This window comes from Rathayibacter sp. AY1H2, from assembly GCF_002931985.1.
Lineage (GTDB): Bacteria > Actinomycetota > Actinomycetes > Actinomycetales > Microbacteriaceae > Rathayibacter.
Genome location: NZ_PSUV01000015.1, coordinates 54440 through 73391 on the forward strand (window position 1 = coordinate 54440; position 18952 = coordinate 73391).

The window sequence follows — 18952 nt, forward strand, 5'->3', positions numbered from 1 at the left end:
AGAAACTACACGTCAGGGCAAGAACAGTTCGATTGTCCTACGGAACACGGGGCCGGACACTGGACGTTGTACACAGCATCCCGGCGGATGGATCAGAAGCCGCCGCAACGAAAGGCAGAACACTCATGAGCATCGCAATCCTTGTCGTCCTCAGTGGCCTCGCCGCGTGGGGCACGGTGTCGACGGTGCTCGTCGCCAGCCGCGACGGCTACCGTCAGGTCCCCGCGCAGCACTGAGCCCCGCCGCTCCGCGACAGCACCTCATCGCGTTCCGACGCCGTCTCCCGACCGGGAGGCGGCGTTCTCGCGTCTCCGGGGGCTGCTGCCGCTCCTCGGGGAGCGCCCCCCGCCACGGCTCCCGGGGGTCGACCATCGGCTCGCCCGCACACGACGACGGGCCCCCGACCGGAGTCGAGGGCCCGTCGTGCGCGCGGTGCGGCTACTTCGCGGCGGTGCGGCGGCGCAGGCGCGCGACCGTCATGCCCAGACCGAGCAGCAGAGCGGCGATCCCGGCGGCGAACGCGGGGGTCGCGTCCACTCCGGTCTCGGCGAGGTGGTGCGAGCCGGCGACCGGAGCAGTGGTCGGCGTCGGCGCGGGGCCCGTGGTGGGCGGCGTGGTCGGCGCGGGCGTCGGCTCCGTGGTCGGTCCGGGAGTCGGGGTGCCCGCTCCGGCGCCGGCCGCGACGGCGAAGCCGACGCTGATCTCGGTGCCGGTGGTGTCGAGCACGAACGTCGCGGTGTGCGCGCCGCCCGCCAGACTCTCGTCGATCGGGACCGAGAACGAGGCGCGACCGGTCGAGTCGTCGGTGACGGCCCGGGTCGGGTCGATCGTCGCGGTGCCGACGACGGTGCCGTCGACGCTCGCGGTCACGGTGGTGTCGGCCGCGGCTCCGGTGCTGAACAGGAGCGAGGAGAGGTCGACGGTCATCGTGTCGCCGACCGCGTACTCGCCCGAGTCCGGGACGTTGTCGGTCAGGCCGATCGTGCGCTGCACGGGGTCGGGGCTGACGGTGCCGAGGTCCTGGATGTAGCCGACGAAGGCGTCCAGGTCGATGCGGCCGGAGTCGGCCGTGCCGGTGCCCTCGGTGAAGGTGCTGAAGCCGTCGCCGCCGCTCGCGAGGAAGCTGCTGGTCACGACGGTGAAGGTCGCGGCCGGGTCGATCGGCTCGTTCTGGAAGAACACCTGCGAGATGCGCGAGCCCTCGGGCGCCGTGGCGTCGAAGACGTAGGTGAGGTCCTTCGAGGTGGAGAGGTTCAGCTGCGGGTGGCTGGAGCTGCCCACCCACTGCTCCTCGAGCAGGTCGGAGATCTGCTCGCCGGTCAGCTGCAGGGTCACCAGGGTGTTCGCGAAGGGCTGGGCGTCGGAGGCCTCGGCGTAGGTGACCACGCCGTCCGCGTCGCCGGGCTGGTCCGGAGTCGCGGTGTAGGAGAGGTCGTCGCGCAGGCCGCCCGCGTTCGAGAAGGCGATCTGCGTGCCGAGCTCACGGGTGGCCCACAGCTGGGCGTCCGAGACGAGGTTGCCGAGGGTCGACTCCGAGCCGCGGTTGGTCGTGGTGCCGTCCGGGCGGTAGGCGCGCGAGATGTCCTCGGTGATGGTGCCGACCTTCACGCTGCCCTCGCGGACGGCGACGGCCTGGGCGTCGGCGACGATGGTCTCGACCTCGGGGTCGGGCTCGAAGGCGCCGACGACGATCGTCTTGGCCGGGTCGTCGGAGGTCGGGTCGTCGACGACCTTCGTCAGCGGCACGACCTCGCTGGTGAGCGACGTGAGCTGCTTGGTCGCCGGGTCGACGGTCAGGGACATGCGGCCGATGTTCTCGGCGTAGCTGCCGGTCTGCGACACGACGGTCGGGAAGGCCCGGCCCGCGTCGATGCCCGCGTCGTACTCCTGGTGGCTGTGGCCCGAGACGATCGCGTCGACGTTCGGGGCGACCGCGTCGACGATCGCGCCGAACTTGGGGTCCGCCTCCGGAGTGTTCAGCTCGGCCGCGTCGGCGTCGGCTCCCTCGTGCAGGAGCAGGACGACCACGTCGGCCTCGTCGTTGGCGGCGTCGCCGTCCTGGAGCTGCGCGGCGACCTCGTTGACGTTCTCGGCGATCGGCTCGACGGAGAGCGTCGAGATCGTGGCGGGGCTGACGAGCTTGCCGAGGTCCTCGGTGATCGCGCCGATGAAGGCGACGGAGACGCCGTCCTGCTCGGTGATCACGTACGGGGAGTAGGCGCGCTCGCCGGTCGCGGTGTCGTAGAGGTTCGCGTTCACGTAGGGGAACGCCGAGGCGTCCACGACGCGGCCGTCGACATCGGCGCGGCCCTGGTCGAACTCGTGGTTGCCCAGCGTGCTGACGTCGAGGCCCATCGCGTTGAGCGAGTCGAGCGTGGGGATGTCGCCCTGCACCTTCGACACGAAGGTCGAGGCGCCGATGTTGTCGCCGGCCGAGACGAACAGCGTGTTCGGGTTGGCGGCGCGGTAGGAGTCGACGGCACCGGCGAGCACTGCGGCTCCGGCGACGGCGCGGTCGGCGGCGAGCCGCCCGTGGAAGTCGTTGATCGAGAGGATGTCGATGGCGACATCGCCCTCGGCCGCCGCGGCGGGCGTGGCGCCGAGGAGGGCCGCTCCGGCGACGGCGCCGACGGCGGTCGCGGAGAGGAGTCGGGTGAGGCCGCGTCGGCCCGGGGAAGTACTGCGCATCGTGAAGGGGACTCCAAGCATCGAGCGGTGGATCCAGAGAGGATTCGTGCCGCGTGAGGGGGTTATTCCCAGACAACCCGACGGCGGAGCCCAGGTCAAACGTTCTGACGACGGCTCGCCGCCGCGTTTACGAGAAGTTAACTCGCCGACGCTCAGCCGACGCGCAGGATGGGGAGGAACGGCGTGAGGTCCGCGCGCACTCCGGAGGCGTGGATCCGCCCGCTCGCGAGGCCCTCGCTCCACGGCAGGGAGCCGGTCGCGAGCGGCAGCCAGGTCGCCGCGTCCATCTCGATCACGTTCGGCGGAGTCCCGCGGGTGTGGCCCGGGCCCTCGACGCACTGGGCCGCGCCGAACGGCGGAACGCGCACCTCGACGCTGCGTCCGGGGACGTTCGTCTCGATGATCTGCAGGAGGAACCGCACCGCCGTCGCCGTCGTGTTCCGGTCCGCTCCTCCGGCGAGCGCCGCCCGCACCGCGGACTGCCCGCTCGCCTCGTCGATCCTGCCCTTGGCCATCCACCCATCCTGCCGCCGCCGCTCGCTCCCGGAGGCCTCCGCGGGGCTCCGCCCGGCGTGTCGGCGTCCGCAGCGCCGCCCTGCGGAGGAGGACGTCACAGGGACCAGCCCCGGCGCGGGGCGCCCTATCCTGTCAGGGTGAAGATCCTCGTCCTCGGTTCGGGTGCCCGTGAGCACGCCATCATCACGGCTCTCCTCGCGGAGGAGGAGCACCACGAGATCATCGCGGCGCCCGGCAACGCCGGCATCGCGCGCGACGTCGAGGTCATCCACTTCGACACGAACAGCCCCCGGCTGGTCAGCGACTTCGCGGTGGAGCAGGGCATCGAGCTCGTCGTCATCGGCCCCGAGGCGCCCCTGGTCGCCGGAGTCGCCGACGCGCTCCGCAAGCGCCGCATCCCCACCTTCGGCCCCGACCGGGCCGCCGCCGCACTCGAGGGCTCGAAGACCTTCGCGAAGCGCGTGATGGACATGGCCCGCGTGCCCACCGGCCGCGCGACCCGCGTCTCCACCCTGGTCGACGCCACCCGCGCCATCGACGAGTACGGACTCCCCTCGGTCGTCAAGGCCGACGGCCTCGCCGCGGGCAAGGGCGTCCTGGTGACGGAGTCGCGCAGCGCCGCGATCGCGCACGCCGAGTTCTGGCTGCAGTCCGGCGACGTCCTCATCGAGGAGTTCCTCGCCGGCCAGGAGGTCTCCCTCTTCCTCCTCTCCGACGGCCACGACGTCGTCCCCCTCTCCCCCGCGCAGGACTTCAAGCGCCTGAGCGACGGCGACGAGGGGCCGAACACCGGCGGCATGGGCGCCTACTCCCCGCTCCCCTGGCTCGCCGACCGCTGGGAGAGCGAGCGCGCCTTCGTCGACGAGGTGATCGACACGGTCGCCATCCCGACCATCCGCCAGCTCGAGCGCGAGCGCACCCCCTTCGTCGGACTCCTCTACTGCGGCCTCATCGTGACCGACGCGGGCCTGCGCGTGATCGAGTTCAACGCCCGCTTCGGAGACCCCGAGACCCAGGTCGTCCTCCCCCGCCTCGCCTCCCCGCTGTCCGCGCTGCTGCACGCGGCGGCCACCGGCGCGCTCGCCTCCGTCCCGTGGCCCGCGTTCACGGACGAGGTCGCCGTCACCGTCGTCCTCGCGAGCGAGGGCTACCCCGAGAACGCCGTCACCGGACGGACCATCACCGGACTCGACGCGGCGGCGGACGTCCCCGGCGTCACCATCGCCCACGCGGCGACCCAGCTGGTCGACGGGAGCTTCGTCGCCACCGGCGGCCGCGTGCTCAACGTCGTCGCACGCGGCGCCGACTTCGCCGAGGCGCGGGAGCGGGCGTACCGCGCGCTCGACCTGATCCACCTCGACGGCGGGCTGTATCGGAGCGACATCGCGGCGAAGGTCGCGCAGTAGCGCGACCTCAGCGTGATGTCGGCCACGCCGCTCCCCGCGCGGCGTGGCGCGGTCGACTCAGAGACCGGCCGGGTACTCGGAGAGCGGGGCGCGGTCGGCGCGTCCAGAACGCTCGGCACGCGTTCCGGTCGACGCCTCGAGGGTGGCCGGGGTGGGGTGGATCCGCACTCGGACTCGGACCTCCGCGACACGGGCTCGCGGCGGAGGTCGGTCGCCCTGCGGGGGCGGGTCAGGCCAGGGTGCGGAGAGCCTCGGTGAGGTGGGGGTGCGCGAAGGTGAAGCCGGCGTCCTCGAGGCGGGCGGGCACGACCCAGCGGGACTTGAGCAGGAGCTCGGACTCGGTGCGGAGCAGGAGCGTCGCGGGCTCGAGGACGAAGCGCGGAGCCGGCACGCCGATCCGGCGGCCCACGGCGGCGCGGAGCAGCCGGGAGAGCTCGGTGTTGTCGCTCGGATTCGGCGACGCGAGGTTCACCGGCCCGTCGAGGGTCGACTCCTCGAGGAAGCGGATCGACCGGTGGACGTCCTCCACGTGGATCCAGCTGAAGTGCTGACGGCCGCGGGTGCGCCGGTGCTCGTGGTGCACACCGGCCTCGCGGCGCGCGCGCGTCGAGGGCCACGGCCCGTCGAACTGCGGACCGCCGAGGCCGAGCCGCGCCAGCCGCAGCAGGATCGCCGTCGCCGGACCGTCTCCGAGCACGATGGACATCCGCAGCGCCACGCGCCGCACGCCGGGCGTCTCCCCGGCGAAGAACTCCGACTCCCACGCCCGCGCCACGTCGACCGAGAAGCCCTCGCCGAGCACGCCCTCGTCCTCGGTGTTCGCCCGCTCCTCCTCGTGCCGGTAGATCGTGGCCGTGCTCGCGTTCATCCAGACCGGCGGAGGAGTCGCGGCCGCCGCGACCGCGCGGTGCAGCTCCGCGGTGGTCGCCACGCGCGAGCGGAGGATCTCGGCGCGGTTCGCCGCGGTGTACCGGCAGTCGACGCTCTTGCCGGCCAGGTTCACCAGGAGGCGCGCACCGTTGAGGACCCGGGTGATGCCGGCGGTGTCGCCCCAGCGCGCGTCCGGCCCGGAGCGGCCGATCCTCCGCACCGTCCAGCCGTCTGCCGTGAAGCGGCGGGTGAGGTCCGTCCCGAGGAATCCGCTCGCACCGGCGAGGACGACGACGGGGTCAGCGGTGCTGCTCATCGCCCCATCGTGCCGCACGGCGCCGGAGTCACGGGGAGGACTCGTCGCAGGCGCGCTGCCGGTATGCGAGGTGAGTGGAGGCGGGTCTCGATCAGCCGCCGAGCGACCCCGCACCGCGGAGCAGCCGCGCCGCGGCGAGCGCCCCGGCCAGCCGCTCGGCGAACCCCGGCGGCACCTCGGCGGGCAGCGCGTCGACCGGCCACCAGGCCACGTCGTCGCTCTCGTCGCTGACCGTCACGGGAGCGTCCGGATCGGCGATCGCGCCGTAGCCCACGTCCCAGTGTCGGGAGCAGCGGCCGAAGCCGTCGCCGAGCGCGTGCCGGTCGAGGTCGAGGGGCAGGACGCCGAGCGGCTGCAGCCGTGCCGCTCCGCTCTCCTCCCGCGCCTCGCGGAGGGCCGCGTCGGCCGTGGAGTCGTCGCCGGGCTCGACATGACCGCCGAGCTGCACCCAGAACCGGCCCTTGCGGTGGAAGCAGAGCAGCACCTGCGCCAGATTCGGCGAGAGCACGAAGCAGCTCGCCGTGACGTGCTCGGATCCGCCGTCGCGCTCGAGCGCCGACTCGCCGCGCTGCTCGAGGAACGCCAGGTACTCGTCCCGCAGGTCCGCGAGCGCGCCCGCGTCCCACTCCCGCAGCTCGCCCGCCAGCCGCGTCCCTCGCTCCCCCGTCACGCGAAGGACCCTACCTCCCTCCGCAAGCTGCCCCTCCGGTGCGCGGCACGGCGTGCGTGGCGTACCGGAGCGGCGTCTCGCGGAGGGAGGAGGGACGGGAGCGTCAGACGGAGAGGCCGGAGAGGCCCTCGCGGTCGACGCGGCGGTGGAAGCGCATGCCGGCGAGACCGCCGAGCACGGCGCCGACCAGCGCGACGACCAGGGCGGCGAGCGCCGTCACGACCGCCGCGGCCGTGGCGTCGCCTGCGTCCAGGGGGATCGTCGGGAAGCCGCTCACCGCGGAGAGCGCCTGGCTGCCGCCGGTGATCGCCGAGACGATGCCCACGACGATCGCGACGACGACCGCCCAGGCCCACACTCCGACGCCCTGCTTCGCTCCGCTGAAGCGGGCCATGCGGCCTGCCACGTAGCCGCCGCAGTAGTAGGCGACGAGGAGGATGACCAGCAGGGCGATCGCGCCCGCCCAGCCGAACGCGGCGGGGTCGGCCGCGAGGTCGCCGGTGACGTCCTGGGTGCCGATGACGGCGGCCCCGATCGCGGTGACGAGGGCGGTCAGGAGGACGGCGAGTCCGGTGGCGGCGAGCCAGCCGAAGAAGGCGCAGCCGATCTTGAAGCCGCCGAAGCGGTCGCGCTCGCGCTGGTGGATGTCCTTGCGCGCGGCCGCACGGGCCTGCTTCGCCTCGGCGGAGTCGGGATCGACGGGCGCGCGGTGCTCGGGGACCGAGTGCGCGGAGGCGGAGCGGTCCGTCGAGGCGGAACGGTCCGAGGAGGCGGAACGGTCCGGAGTCGCGGAGCGGTCCGTCGCCGCAGCCGCTCCCGTATCCCCCGCGGAGTCGATGCGCGCCGTGCCGCCCGCCGCCGAGCCCTCTGCCCGTCGCGGCAGTCCGCCGTCAGCCGGATCCCTGTCTGTCGTGCTCATGTCGAACCTCCTGGCCGAGCGCCCCGAAGAAGGGCGACACGCTCAGTCAAGACCCAGGGAGCCCTCGGTGTCGCGGGCTTGACGACACGACGGAGCGTTCCGGTCGTCAACCCCCTGCGCCCCCTCCCTCCCACCCGCTTGCATGGAGGCACCGACCGACGACACGAGAGGGAGAGTCATGACTCCGGAATCCCCCGAGCAGACACCGCCCGGCACCGAGGCCGAGCTGACGCCGAAGGCCGACCACGGCGAGACCACCTACCGCGGCACCGGCCGCCTCAGCGGCAAGGTCGCCCTCATCACGGGCGGCGACAGCGGCATCGGCAAGGCCGTCGCGATCGCGTTCGCGCGCGAGGGCGCCGACGTCGCGATCTCGTACCTCGACGAGCACGACGACGCCGAGGACACCGCCAAGTGGGTCCGGGAGGCCGGCCGCGAGGCGCTGCTCCTCCCCGGCGACCTGCAGGACCCGTCGCACTGCCGCGCCGTCGTCACCGAGACCGTCGAGCGCTTCGGCCACCTCGAGGTGCTCGTCAGCAACGCCGCCTTCCAGATGAGCCGCGAGAGCGTCACCGACATCCCGGACGAGGAGTGGGACCGCACGATCGCGACGAACATCAGCGCCTACTTCCACCTCGTGAAGTCGGCGCTGCCCCACCTGAAGGAGGGCGCGTCGATCATCGCGACGAGCTCGGTGCAGTCCGACCAGCCGTCGTACCAGCTGCTTCCCTACGCCGCCACGAAGTCGGCGATCCTCAGCCTCACCGCCTCGTTCGCGCAGGCGCTCGGCGAGAAGGGCATCCGCGCCAACTCGGTCGCGCCCGGCCCGATCTGGACGCCGCTGATCCCCTCGACCATGCCGGAGGAGGCCGTCGCCGAGTTCGGCGAGCAGGTCCCGCTGGGCCGCCCCGGGCAGCCGGCCGAGGTGGCCCCCGCCTACGTCCTCCTCGCCTCCGACGAGGCGAGCTACATCAGCGGGTCGACGATCGCCGTCACCGGCGGGAAGCCGATCCTCTGATCACGCTCCAGGGCACCGCTCACCCGCAGGATTCCGCGATAGGTTCCTGCGGGTGAGTGTCCACATCCGCAGCATCGAGACGGCGGTGCCGACCACGGTCCTGCGCCAGTCCGAGGTGCGCGACCTCTTCGCGTCCCAGCCCGCGATGACCCGGCTCGGGTCCCGCCTGATCGGCGCGGCCTTCGACGCGTCCGGGATCGACACCCGCAGCACGGTGGTCGACGAGCTCGACCGGGTCGAGCGGGAGGGTGCGAGCGTCTTCTACGACGCGGGGAGCGGCATGGTGCTCGACCCGGGGACGGCCGCGCGCAACGCCGTCTACACCGAGCGCGCTCCCGAGCTCTTCACGGAGGCGGCCCGCCGCGCCCTCGCGTCCGCGTCGATGACCCCCGAGGACGTCACCCACGTGGTGACGGTCTCCTGCACCGGCTTCTACGCCCCGGGGCCCGACTACCAGCTGGTCCGCCGCCTCGGCCTCGCGCCCTCGACGCAGCGCTTCCACCTCGGCTTCATGGGCTGCTACGGCGCCTTCCCCGGCCTGCGCGCCGCCCGCCAGTTCTGCGAGGCCGACCCGGAGGCGGTCGTCCTCGTCGTCGCGGTCGAGCTGTGCACCATCCACCTCACCAGCTCCAACGACCCGGAGCAGATCGTCGCGACCTCCGTCTTCGCCGACGGCGGTGCGGCGGCCGTCGTCACCGCCCGCGAGGCCGCGCCCGGCACCCCGGTGCTCGAGCTCGACGCGCTCGCCACGACGCTCACCGACGAGGGCGAGACCGAGATGGCGTGGACGATCGGCGACCACGGCTTCTCGATGCGGCTGAGCACCTACGTGCCCTCGATCATCGGAGCGAACATCGAGGCGGCCGTCGCCCCGCTGCTGGCCGGCGCCGAGGTCGAGCGGAGCGACGTGCGGCGCTGGGCGATCCACCCCGGCGGCCGCAGCATCCTCGACAAGGTGCAGGCCTCGCTCGCCCTCAGCGACGAGCAGCTGGCCCCGTCGCGCGAGGTGCTGCGGACCAACGGCAACATGTCGAGCGCGACCGTCCTCTTCATCCTGCGGCGCCTGCTGTACGGCGAGGCGGCCGGCGGCGAGCGGATCGGCGCGATGGCGTTCGGGCCCGGCCTCACCGTCGAGCTCGCGCTGCTCACCAAGCGGGGCGGGGAGTGACTCCGCGCGCCCCTCTCGCGCCGGATCTGCGCCACCGCGAGGTCTCCGAGCAGGAGCTGATGGACGACCCGGACTGCGACCAGACCCTGCTCGACGCCACCTACGCCCGCTTCGGCACCGTGAACCGGCTGGTCTCGGGGTGGCGCGTCCTCTACCGCTCGCGCCTGCGTCCGCTGCTGCGGCCCGACGAGCCGTTCCGCCTGCTCGACATCGGATCGGGAGGCGGCGACGTCGCCCGCTCCCTCGCCGGCTGGGCCCGCGAGGACGGCCTCCGCCTGGCGATCACCGCCGTCGATCCGGACGAGCGCGCCTCCGCCTTCGCCACGTCGACGCCCGCGCCGCCCGGAGTCGAGTTCCGCCGCGCGAGCAGCGCCGACCTGGTCGCCGAGGGCGAGCACTTCGACCTGGTGACCTCCAACCACGTGCTGCACCACCTGTCGCCGGAGTCGCTCGCCGACCTGCTCGCCGACAGCGAGCGCCTGGCCCCGCGCGCCCTCCACAACGACATCGAGCGCTCGCGGCTGGCCTACACGGCCTACCTGCTGGCCACACGACCGATCGCGGCCGGCTCGTTCCTCCACTACGACGGGTCGCTGTCGGTGCGGCGCAGCTTCACCGCCGCCGAGCTGCGGGCTGTGGCGCCCGAGGGGTGGCGGGTCGAGCGCGCGGCGCCCTACCGGCTGCTGCTCGCGCGGGGCGAGGTGTGAGGACGCGGCGGAGGGCGAGCGCTTCCGGTCCGCTCTGGCTGGGCGCCGCCGCTGTCAGCTACTCCGCCAACTGCGCCCTCGGCACCGCCGTCGCCACCGGCGCTCTCCGCACGGGCCGCTGGCACTGGATCCATCACGCGCTCTACATCTGCACGTCGACGCTCACCGCTCTGGCCTGGGCGACGCTGCGACGGTCGGACACCCGCGCCGCGTCCGCGCTGGCTCCCGCCGCCGTCCCGCTGGCGGTGATCCCCTTCGCGGGGACGCACGGACGTCGGCACCCGGCGATCGCGCTGGCGGCGGCTCCGTTCGTGCTCGCCGCTCTCGGGCGGACGCGGCGGCCGGCGCGGCGCCGAGGAGTGCTCCAGCGTCTCAGGGCCGGGTCAGCCCTGCGCTGACGCGCCCCGGCTTCTAGCGCGGGGGCTCGACGTCGCGGTCGGGGTCGGAGCGGTACGAGCGCAGCGCCTGCCAGCCGGCGATCGCGAGGATCAGCGCGCCGCAGAGCATCGTCAGCAGGTTCGGCACCGAGAAGCCGCTGCCCACGACCGAGTTGATGCCCGCGCCGAGCACGAACACACCTCCGAGAAGGTAGAAGATGACCCTCGTCTTCACCGTTCCACCGCTTCCCTCGAGCCTGCACAGGACCCTCGATGCTACCGCGCGCGCCCCGGGCCGCCGCCGCTCCCCCCTCTGCGCGATCGATCGGGGCAGGATCGAGGCATGGAGTTCCTCGATGTCGTCCGGCGCCGGAAGACCACCAACGGCGCGTTCCTGCCCGACCCCGTCTCCGAGGAGCACCAGCGGCTCCTGATGGAGGTGGCCGGCCGGGCGCCCTCGCAGCTCAACAGCCAGCCGTGGCGGTTCGCGCTCGTCGAGGAGCGCGAGACGATCGACCGGATCGCCGCGATCAGCGGCGAGAGCATGACCACCGCGATGTCGAACGGCACGTTCTTCGAGCGCTACAAGCCCTACTTCCGCTTCAGCAGCGAGGAGATGGAGCAGCGGCGCGACGGGATGCTGTTCGACAAGCTGCCGGCTCCGCTCCGCCCCTTCACGAAGCAGGTCTTCACGAAGCGCGGGCAGTTCCTGATGAACTCCCTCCGCGTCCCGCAGACGCTCGGCGAGGAGAACCGCCGGCTCGTCGCGGGATCGCCGCTGCTGCTCGGGGTGATGCTCGACCGCTCCGAGTACCGGCCGGGCGAGCTCTCCTCCTTCTACTCGGTGTTCAGCATGGGCGCCGCGATGGAGAACGTCTGGCTGAGCACGGTCGAGCTGGGGATGGGGATCCAGTTCGTGTCGTTCCCGATGGAGGTGCCGGGAGCGTGGGCGCGGATCGAGTCGCTGCTCGCCGTGCCCGACGAGCTGGAGCTGATGGCGGTGTACCGGCTCGGCTACCTGCCTCCGGAGCAGCGGCGGCCGGCGATCGACTGGTCCTCGCACCAGCGGAAGCTGCCGTCGCAGTACGTCTTCCGCGGCACCTGCGCGACTCCGCAGGAGGGGTGGGACGCGCCGGCCGGGCCGTGACGGGATCCTGAGCGGCGCGGCCGGCAGCCGGAGGTGCCCGCGCTCGCTCCCGGGCCGGCCCCGGCCGACGGGAGATCCGCGACGGAGCATCGACTCTCGCTACATGCGTCGGCTAACGTGGCGCCCAGCACGCCCGGCAGTGCTACGTCCCGTCTGCGGGACTGTCAATGGGGGTCCGGCGTGTCTCCCGCCCGATTCCCCGCACCGGGGTCCGAGCGGATACCGTCCCCCGAGGAGCCGTCCGCCAGGGCCGGCCCGATGAACGAAGGGGGCCCGTGGCCACGCTCATCTACGGACCGCAGAACCTCGAGATCGAATTCGAGGAGCGCGTCCTCGCGCACCTGAAGGTCGCCGTCCTCTCGAAGCTGCGCCGCAACGAAGCCTTCTCGCTCTCGTGGATGGAGGACGCCTCCACCGGACACGGCCGGAGCTCCGTCTGGCTGCACCCGTCGGTGCCGCTGCACTTCCGCTTCACCGAGGCGCACCAGCCCAAGCTCAACCGCGCGTGGATCGAGCAGATGCTCAGCGTCGCCAGCATGCACGGCGAGCTCTCGGTCCTGCCGGAGCCCGAGGAGCAGCGCCAGGGCTCCTGAGCTCCGCCGCTCCTGGGCCCCGCTGCCCCCTGATCGCACAGCCGTCAACCCCGTCCCCTCTGCGGGGGACGCGAAGTACCGTCGAGAAGACGTCCCCGGAACCATCGGCGGACGTCGACGGACGGAGACGACCATGACGGACACCGCGCGAGCGACCGGCCTGCCCACCCTCACCCCGGTGCGGACGCTCCGCAAGGAGCAGCCGATCGAGCCGCGCCGCGTGCCGGACTCCGTCTCCGTCGGCTCCCAGCCGGTCATCGGCTGCCGGATCGACGTGAGCGGCCGCTCCTTCGTCGTCGAGCTCGACATGGCCGGCATCTTCCTGCGCCAGGTGCGCCGGAGCCTGCGCGAGGGCGAGGGCGGCCTCGTGCTGCTGCGCCACGTCGACGGGATCGAGATGATCCCGTTCTCGCGCGCGACGCCGTTCGACGTCTCGGACATCGTCTGCCCCGAGGGCGTCGAGCCCGCGGACGCCCGCTCGGCCCTGGGGCTCCGCGACCGCTGAGCCGCGACGGGTGGCGTGCTCCGCCCCGCGCCCGCCGCTGAGCGGGATCAGGCGGGGAGCGACGCCTCGATCAGGTCGACGATCCGCGGGTCGTCGGGCTCGACCGTCGGGCGGAACCGGTGGACCGTGCCGTCGGCCGTGATCAGGAACTTCTCGAAGTTCCACTTCACCCGGCCGGCCTTGCCGTTCTCGTCCTCCGCCTTGGTGAGCTCCGCGTAGAGCGGGTGCGCCGAGCGGCCGTTGACGCGGACCTTCTCGAACATCGGGAAGGTGACCCCCCAGGTCGTCGAGCAGTACGCCTTGATCTTGTCCTCGTCGCTCAGCTCCTGGAGGAACTGGTTGCTCGGGAAGCCGAGGACCGTGAATCCGCGCTCCCCGTAGCTCTTCTGCAGGGCCTCGAGCTTCTCGTACTGCGGGGCGAGGCCGCAGCGGGAGGCGACGTTGACGATCAGCCGCACGGGCGGGTAGTCGGCGAGGGTCGACGTGGTGCCGTCGATCGTGGTGAGGGGGATGTCGGCGATCGTGTCGGGCACGGAGGGCTCCTTCGGACGTGGTGCGTCGACGCTACTCCCCGCCGCCGAGGGAACCCCGAGTCGTGGAGGCGGCTCGCTGCGGGTTCCCGCGACGGTCCGGGGTTCCCTCGGCGCGCACCTGCCTCCACCATGGGGGGATGGCCGCCTCGCAGCAGATCGTCTCGGTCGGCGGGCGGAGGCTGCGGCTGACGAACCTCGACAAGGTCGTCTACCCGGAGACGGGCTTCACCAAGGCCGACGTGCTCTCCTACTACGCCTCCGTCGCCTCCGCGATGCTTCCCCATCTCGCGCGCCGCCCGGTCACCCGGAAGCGCTGGGTCGACGGAGTGGGCACCGCCGAGCATCCGGGCGAGGTCTTCTTCGAGAAGAACCTCCCCTCCTCCGCCCCCTACTGGCTGAGCCGGACCCGGCTCGCGCACTCGTCGCGCGACGTCGAGTACCCGCTGGTCGACGACGTCGCCGGGCTCACCTGGCTGGTGCAGCAGGCGGCGCTCGAGCTGCACGTCCCCCAGTGGCGGGTGGGCTCCGACAGCGAGCGCCGTCCGCCCGACCGTCTCGTGCTCGACCTCGACCCGGGCGAGGGGGCGGGCCTCGCAGAGTGCGCCGAGGTCGCGTTCCTCGCCCGCGACCTGCTGGAGGGGATGGGGCTGGCTCCGCTGCCGGTGACCAGCGGGAGCAAGGGGATCCACCTCTACTGCCCGCTGGACGCCTCCGCCTCCAGCGACCAGATCTCGGCGGTCGCGCACGAGCTGGCGCGCGCGCTCGAGTCGGACCACCGCGACCTCGTCGTCTCGGACATGAAGAAGACCCTGCGCGAGGGCAAGGTCCTCGTCGACTGGAGCCAGAACAGCGCGGCGAAGACGACCATCGCCCCCTACTCCCTCCGGGGGCGCCTCAGGCCGGCCGCCGCCGCGCCCCGCACGTGGGAGGAGCTGGGTGCCGACAACCTGCGCCACCTGTCGCCCGACGAGGTGGTGGAGCGGCTGCGGAGCGACGGCGACCTCCTCCGCCCGCTGCTCGCCGCCCGGGGTGCCGGGCTCGAGCCGACCCCGGAGCGGATGGCGGGCTTCGCCGCGACGGACGCCTCCTCCGACCGCCTGGCGACCTACCGCAGCATGCGCGACGCGTCGAGGACGCCGGAGCCGGTGCCCGAGGCGGGGTCCGCGGGCACCTCCTCGGGCGACTCCTTCGTCATCCAGGAGCACCACGCGCGGCGCCTGCACTACGACTTCCGGCTCGAGCACGACGGCGTCCTGGTCAGCTGGGCGGTGCCGAAGGGTCCGCCGCTGGAGGGCGACCCCAACCGGCTCGCGGTGCAGACCGAGGACCACCCCCTCGAGTACGCGACCTTCGAGGGCACGATCCCGGCCGGCGAGTACGGCGGCGGCGAGGTGCGCATCTGGGACGAGGGCACCTACGCGCTCGAGAAGTGGCGCGAGGGGAAGGAGGTGATCGCGGTGCTGACCGGCCGCCCCGACGGCGGGCTCGGCGGCGAGCCCCGCCGCTACGCCCTGCTGCACACGGGCTCGAGGGAGGGCGCCGAGAAGAACTGGCTCCTGCACCTGATGGCGGCGGGTCCCGCTCACGGGCACGGGACGCAGCGACGGGGCCGGGCGGCCGCGTCCGCCGCGTCGCCCGCTCCCCGCCCCGCACCCTCCGCCGACCGCCCGGCCGAGGACTCCGCTCCGCGCCGCCACCGCCCCATGCTCGCCACGGCCGGACGCCGCGGCGACGTGGACCCCGGGGCTGCGATCGAGATGAAGTGGGACGGCTACCGCGCTCTCGTGCGGGTGCAGGGCGGCACCGCGACCCTCACGAGCCGCAACGGCAACGACCTGACCGCGGCGTTCCCCGACCTGCTCGCCCCGCTCGCCGAGGCCGCCGCCGACGCCGTGCTCGACGGCGAGATCGTCGCCCTCGACGCTCGCGGGCGCCCCGACTTCGGCGCCCTGCAGACCCGCGGCGGGCTGACGAAGCCGCGCGAGATCGAGGCGGCCGCCCGGTCCACTCCGGTGCACCTGATGGTCTTCGACCTGCTCGAGCGCGCAGGAGAGGACCTGACCGGGAGCGACTACGACACCCGTCGCTCGGCACTGGTCGAGCTGGTCGCCGAGAACGAGCGCGTGCACGTCCCGTCCGTGTTCGACGGCGACCTGGAGGAGGCGATGGCCACCAGCCGCACCCTCGGCCTCGAGGGCGTGGTCGCCAAGCGCCGCGACTCGCGCTACCAGGAGGGCAGCCGCTCGCGCGACTGGATCAAGCTCACCCACCACCGGCTGCAGGAGGTCGTGATCGTGGGCTGGCGCGAGGGCGAGGGCGGCCTCCAGGGGTCGGTCGGGGCGCTGCTGACCGCGATCCCCGGCGAGGACGGGCTCGCGTACTCCGGCCGTGTGGGCACCGGCTTCAGCGACCGCGAGCGCCGCGGCCTGGTCGACCGCCTGGCCGAGCACGCCACCGAGGAGCCCGCCGTCTCCGTCCCTCCGCTCGAGTCGCGCGGCGTGCACTGGGTGTCGCCCGTCCTGGTCGGCGAGGTCCGCTACCGCGAGCGCACCGCCTCCGGCACCCTCCGCCAGCCGGTCTGGCGCGGCTGGCGCGCCGACAAGGCCGCCGAGGACGTCCGCGTGGAGGAGCCGGGCAGCTGACCCTCCGGTCTTCCGACGGAGAGGCCCGGGAACGCGGCTCGCGCCGCCGATCCGCTGCGCCCCCGGGCACCTCAGTCCAGGCGCACCCCGCGCAGCAGGAGGAGGGTCGCGCCGACCGCGGCACCGGTGCCGATGAGGACACCGCCCGCTCCGGCCGCCGCCGCGAGGACGCCGAGCAGGCTGGGCAGTGCGATCAGCCCGAGGCGGTTCCCGGCCAGGCGCAGCGCGAGGGCGCGGCCGTGGCGGTCGGCGGGGGTGCGCTCGATCAGCCAGGACATCGTGATGGGCTGGCCGATCCCGAGGCCCAGGCCGAGGGCGGCGACCGCGACGAAGAGGAGCACGGTCGGCGCGGGCAGGGCGACCAGCACCAGGCAGAGCGCCGAGATCAGGATGCCGCCCACCATCACCCGGGTGCGCCCGAGCCGGGCGGTGGCCGCGCCGAGGAGGAGCCGCGAGGCCATCGACGCGAGCGCGCGCACGGTGAGCAGGGCTCCGACGACGCCGGCCGGGAGCCCGCGCTCGGCGCCGAGGGCGGGGAGGTAGACGACGGTCAGGTCGACGGCGGCGACGACGGTCGCGCTGGTCAGCAGGGCGCGCGCGAGGCCCGGCACCCGGAGGAGACCGAGCGTCGAGCCCGGAGCCGCCGCCCCTTCCGCCGCGGGTCCGCGCGGGGACGGGCTGCGGATCCCCGCCGTCGAGACGAGCAGCAGCACCGCGAGGATCCCGCCCACGAGGAACAGCGGCGCCGGGTTGGGCCGCACCGAGCCGCCCGCGAGCACCGGGATGAATGCGGGCCCGATCGCCTGCCCGAGCGACGCGGCGAACGTGTAGTAGCCGAAGCGGCTGTCGAGCCGCGTCCCTCCGGTGCCGCCCGCGACGACGGTCTGCTGCCCGACCACGCAGCCCAGGTGCCCCGCGCCGAGCAGGGCGATGCCGAGGAGCAGCCCCGCGACGCTCCCGCCCGCCAGGAGCAGCACCGCGGCCGCTCCCACCGCGACGAGCGAGCCGACGACCATCACGGCCCGGGCGCCGACCCGGTCGACCAGCCCGCCCACCGGCAGCGCGATCAGCAGCGGCACCAGCGCGAACGAGGCGCCGAGCGCCCCGAGCGCCCAGGCCGGCACATCGAGCCGGATCGCCTGGTAGACGGCGGCCGGCCGGAGCAGGAACGCGACGGCCTGGATGAGCACGGCGTGCGCGAGCAGGGACGGAGTCGCCAGGCGGTTCCGCACGCGCGCTCCTTCCCGCGGCGCTCGGCCGAGCACCCGCTCCCCCATCCTCCTCCCGGTGCCGCCGCCGAGTCGCCCGGAAGGGATCGTCCTGCCCCCTCGAGAACGGGCCTTCTCGTGCGACTCAGCCCTGCGGCGGCGGCGAGGGGAGCGCGTGCGCGGGCAGGGTGCCGAGGCGGTGCCGGCCGCGGAGGAGGAACCAGGCCAGGCCGATCCCGACGACCGCGGCGATCACGACGACCGCGCTCCAGCGCAGCTCCTCCCCGTAGACCTCGACGCGCGGCCACGCGAGGTCGACCGTCATCGCCGCGCCCCAGAGCACCGCGACGACGTTCACCGGCAGGCCCGCGCGGCCGAGCGAGAAGCGCCCGGGCGCGGCTGCGGGCCACCGGCCGCGGAGCCGGGCGATCAGCAGCGGCACCGTCACCAGCAGGTAGGCGAGGTAGATCAGGATGACCGCCACGCTCGTCACGGCCGTGAAGATCGCCGGCGTCCCGATGTTCACGACCAGGATCAGCACCGCGAGCACCCCCACGACCAGCGCCGGCGCCACCGGTGTCCCGCGCCGCGGGTCGACGCGGGCGAGCACGCGGCTGCCGGGCAGGGCGTTGTCGCGGGCCATCGCGAAGATCAGTCGGATGGCCGCCGTGTGCACCGCCAGCGCGCACACCGTGATCGCGACGACCACGCAGAGCAGGAGGACCGATCCGAGGGGGCCGCCGAGCACCTGCAGCACGATCCGCTGCAGCCCGCCCGACGCCTGCCCGAGCGCCGGGTCGGCGAGGTCGGGCGCCGAGAGGATCCCCAGCAGCAGGATGAGGCCGCCGAGGACGAAGGAGGCGGTCACCGCCCGCAGGATCGCCGTCGGCGCGGTCCGGCGCGGATCGACCGTCTCCTCGCCGAGCGAGCCCGCGGTGTCGAACCCGTACATCACGTACGCCGACGCGATCGCGGCGATGAGGAACGCGCCGGCGTACCCGCCCGGCGTGCTCCCGCCGTAGCCGCTGGTGTCGAGCAGCACGGTCGGCGGATGCACCACGTTCACCGCGAGCACCGCCACCAGCAGCACCGCCGCGACGAGCTCGATCAGCACGCCGACGCTGTTGATCCGGGCCATCAGCTGCACGCCGCGCGCGTTGACCGCGGTGGTGAACGCGATCAGCAGTCCTCCCCAGACCACCGCGCTCACCCCCGCGGAGCCGCCGAGCTGGAACCCGCTCCAGATCTGCGGGAGCGTCGCCTGGTACGCCAGCACGACGGCCGCGAGCGTGACCACGGACGCGGTGGCCATCAGCCAGCCCGCCATCCAGCTCACCGTCGGCCCGGCGAGGCGCTTGCTCCAGTTGTAGACGGAGCCGGCGACCGGGTAGCGGGCGGCGAGCTCGGCGAAGCACAGCGCGACCATGAGCTGCCCGGTGAACACGATCGGCCAGGACCACCAGTAGGCGGGACCGCCGAGCGCGAAGCCGAAGGAGAAGAGCTGGAACGTGCCGGTCAGGATCGAGATGTAGCTCACGCCCGCGGCGAAGCTGCCGAAGCGGCCGATGCCGCGGGTGAGGGAGGGGCGGTACCCGAACTCAGCGGTCCCGTCGTCGACGTCCTCGGTGGTGCTCATCGGGCTCCCCCTCGCGGGCGCGCTCGTCGCACC

At 73.6% G+C, this 18952-nt stretch carries 18 protein-coding genes; 9 read left to right on the forward strand and 9 right to left on the reverse strand.

The features are described 5' to 3' along the window. Positions 1-438: 438 nt before the first annotated feature. Positions 439-2688 (reverse strand): bifunctional UDP-sugar hydrolase/5'-nucleotidase, encoded by a 2250-nt coding sequence (locus tag C5C29_RS11845; protein ID WP_181074946.1) that lies wholly within the window; start codon positions 2686-2688, stop codon positions 439-441. Positions 2689-2840: 152 nt separating this feature from the next. Then, positions 2841-3203 (reverse strand): sterol carrier family protein, encoded by a 363-nt coding sequence (locus tag C5C29_RS11850; protein WP_104223770.1) that lies wholly within the window; start codon positions 3201-3203, stop codon positions 2841-2843. 138 nt (positions 3204-3341) lie between these two features. Between C5C29_RS11850 and purD the strand changes: the two genes are divergently transcribed. Beyond that, positions 3342-4610, forward strand: a complete 1269-nt coding sequence (purD, locus tag C5C29_RS11855; protein WP_104223771.1) for a phosphoribosylamine--glycine ligase — start codon at positions 3342-3344, stop codon at positions 4608-4610. Positions 4611-4839: 229 nt separating this feature from the next. Here the strand turns inward: purD and C5C29_RS11860 are convergent, their stop codons facing one another. The 3 genes from C5C29_RS11860 to C5C29_RS11870 all read right to left on the reverse strand — a co-directional run bounded on the left by C5C29_RS11860 (position 4840) and on the right by C5C29_RS11870 (position 7385). Next, positions 4840-5796 (reverse strand): epimerase, encoded by a 957-nt coding sequence (locus C5C29_RS11860; protein WP_104223772.1) that lies wholly within the window; start codon positions 5794-5796, stop codon positions 4840-4842. 91 nt (positions 5797-5887) lie between these two features. After that, positions 5888-6466 carry an NUDIX hydrolase gene (locus C5C29_RS11865; protein WP_258059957.1) on the reverse strand — a complete coding sequence of 193 codons (579 nt, stop codon included), beginning with the start codon at positions 6464-6466 and terminating at the stop codon, positions 5888-5890. 103 nt (positions 6467-6569) lie between these two features. After that, positions 6570-7385, reverse strand: a complete 816-nt coding sequence (locus tag C5C29_RS11870) for a hypothetical protein (protein WP_258062283.1) — start codon at positions 7383-7385, stop codon at positions 6570-6572. A gap of 178 nt (positions 7386-7563) precedes the next feature. On the opposite strand from C5C29_RS11870, the gene C5C29_RS11875 reads away from it, so the two are divergent. From C5C29_RS11875 to C5C29_RS11890, 4 genes are read left to right on the forward strand one after another with little or no spacing between them, the layout of a single operon-like run. Next, positions 7564-8403, forward strand: a complete 840-nt coding sequence (locus tag C5C29_RS11875; protein ID WP_104223773.1) for an SDR family oxidoreductase — start codon at positions 7564-7566, stop codon at positions 8401-8403. A 52-nt stretch (positions 8404-8455) separates the two neighbouring features. Then, entirely contained in the window at positions 8456-9571 is a 1116-nt protein-coding gene (locus tag C5C29_RS11880) for a type III polyketide synthase (protein ID WP_104223774.1), read from the forward strand. Further along, complete coding sequence (locus C5C29_RS11885; RefSeq protein ID WP_258062284.1) at positions 9568-10278, forward strand: class I SAM-dependent methyltransferase; 711 nt, start codon at positions 9568-9570, stop codon at positions 10276-10278. The genes C5C29_RS11880 and C5C29_RS11885 overlap by 4 nt, the downstream gene beginning before the upstream one ends. Next, entirely contained in the window at positions 10275-10676 is a 402-nt protein-coding gene (locus C5C29_RS11890) for a hypothetical protein (RefSeq protein ID WP_104223775.1), read from the forward strand. Before C5C29_RS11885 ends, C5C29_RS11890 begins: the two co-directional genes overlap by 4 nt. Positions 10677-10689: 13 nt before the next feature. Here the strand turns inward: C5C29_RS11890 and C5C29_RS11895 are convergent, their stop codons facing one another. Then, positions 10690-10890 carry a hypothetical protein gene (locus C5C29_RS11895; RefSeq protein WP_104223776.1) on the reverse strand — a complete coding sequence of 67 codons (201 nt, stop codon included), beginning with the start codon at positions 10888-10890 and terminating at the stop codon, positions 10690-10692. A 108-nt stretch (positions 10891-10998) separates the two neighbouring features. Between C5C29_RS11895 and C5C29_RS11900 the strand changes: the two genes are divergently transcribed. The 3 genes from C5C29_RS11900 (at position 10999) to C5C29_RS11910 (ending at position 12900) form a co-directional block, all read left to right on the forward strand. Then, complete coding sequence (locus C5C29_RS11900) at positions 10999-11802, forward strand: nitroreductase family protein (protein ID WP_104223777.1); 804 nt, start codon at positions 10999-11001, stop codon at positions 11800-11802. 275 nt (positions 11803-12077) lie between these two features. Beyond that, positions 12078-12395 carry a hypothetical protein gene (locus tag C5C29_RS11905; protein WP_244229547.1) on the forward strand — a complete coding sequence of 106 codons (318 nt, stop codon included), beginning with the start codon at positions 12078-12080 and terminating at the stop codon, positions 12393-12395. 133 nt (positions 12396-12528) lie between these two features. Continuing rightward, positions 12529-12900: a hypothetical protein gene (locus C5C29_RS11910; protein ID WP_104223778.1), complete on the forward strand. Its 372-nt coding sequence runs from the start codon at positions 12529-12531 to the stop codon at positions 12898-12900. A gap of 47 nt (positions 12901-12947) precedes the next feature. Here C5C29_RS11910 and C5C29_RS11915 read toward each other — a convergent pair whose 3' ends face one another. Continuing rightward, positions 12948-13433, reverse strand: a complete 486-nt coding sequence (locus C5C29_RS11915) for a glutathione peroxidase (protein WP_244229546.1) — start codon at positions 13431-13433, stop codon at positions 12948-12950. 137 nt (positions 13434-13570) lie between these two features. Here C5C29_RS11915 and C5C29_RS11920 point away from each other — a divergent pair, with 137 nt between their 5' ends. Next, positions 13571-16075 carry an ATP-dependent DNA ligase gene (locus C5C29_RS11920; RefSeq protein ID WP_104223779.1) on the forward strand — a complete coding sequence of 835 codons (2505 nt, stop codon included), beginning with the start codon at positions 13571-13573 and terminating at the stop codon, positions 16073-16075. Positions 16076-16146: 71 nt separating this feature from the next. Here C5C29_RS11920 and C5C29_RS11925 read toward each other — a convergent pair whose 3' ends face one another. Both C5C29_RS11925 and C5C29_RS11930 read right to left on the reverse strand, forming a co-directional pair. Next, positions 16147-17307 (reverse strand): MFS transporter, encoded by a 1161-nt coding sequence (locus C5C29_RS11925; RefSeq protein ID WP_258068208.1) that lies wholly within the window; start codon positions 17305-17307, stop codon positions 16147-16149. Positions 17308-17428: 121 nt separating this feature from the next. Next, positions 17429-18919 (reverse strand): APC family permease, encoded by a 1491-nt coding sequence (locus C5C29_RS11930; protein WP_104308408.1) that lies wholly within the window; start codon positions 18917-18919, stop codon positions 17429-17431. Positions 18920-18952: the final 33 nt, after the last annotated feature.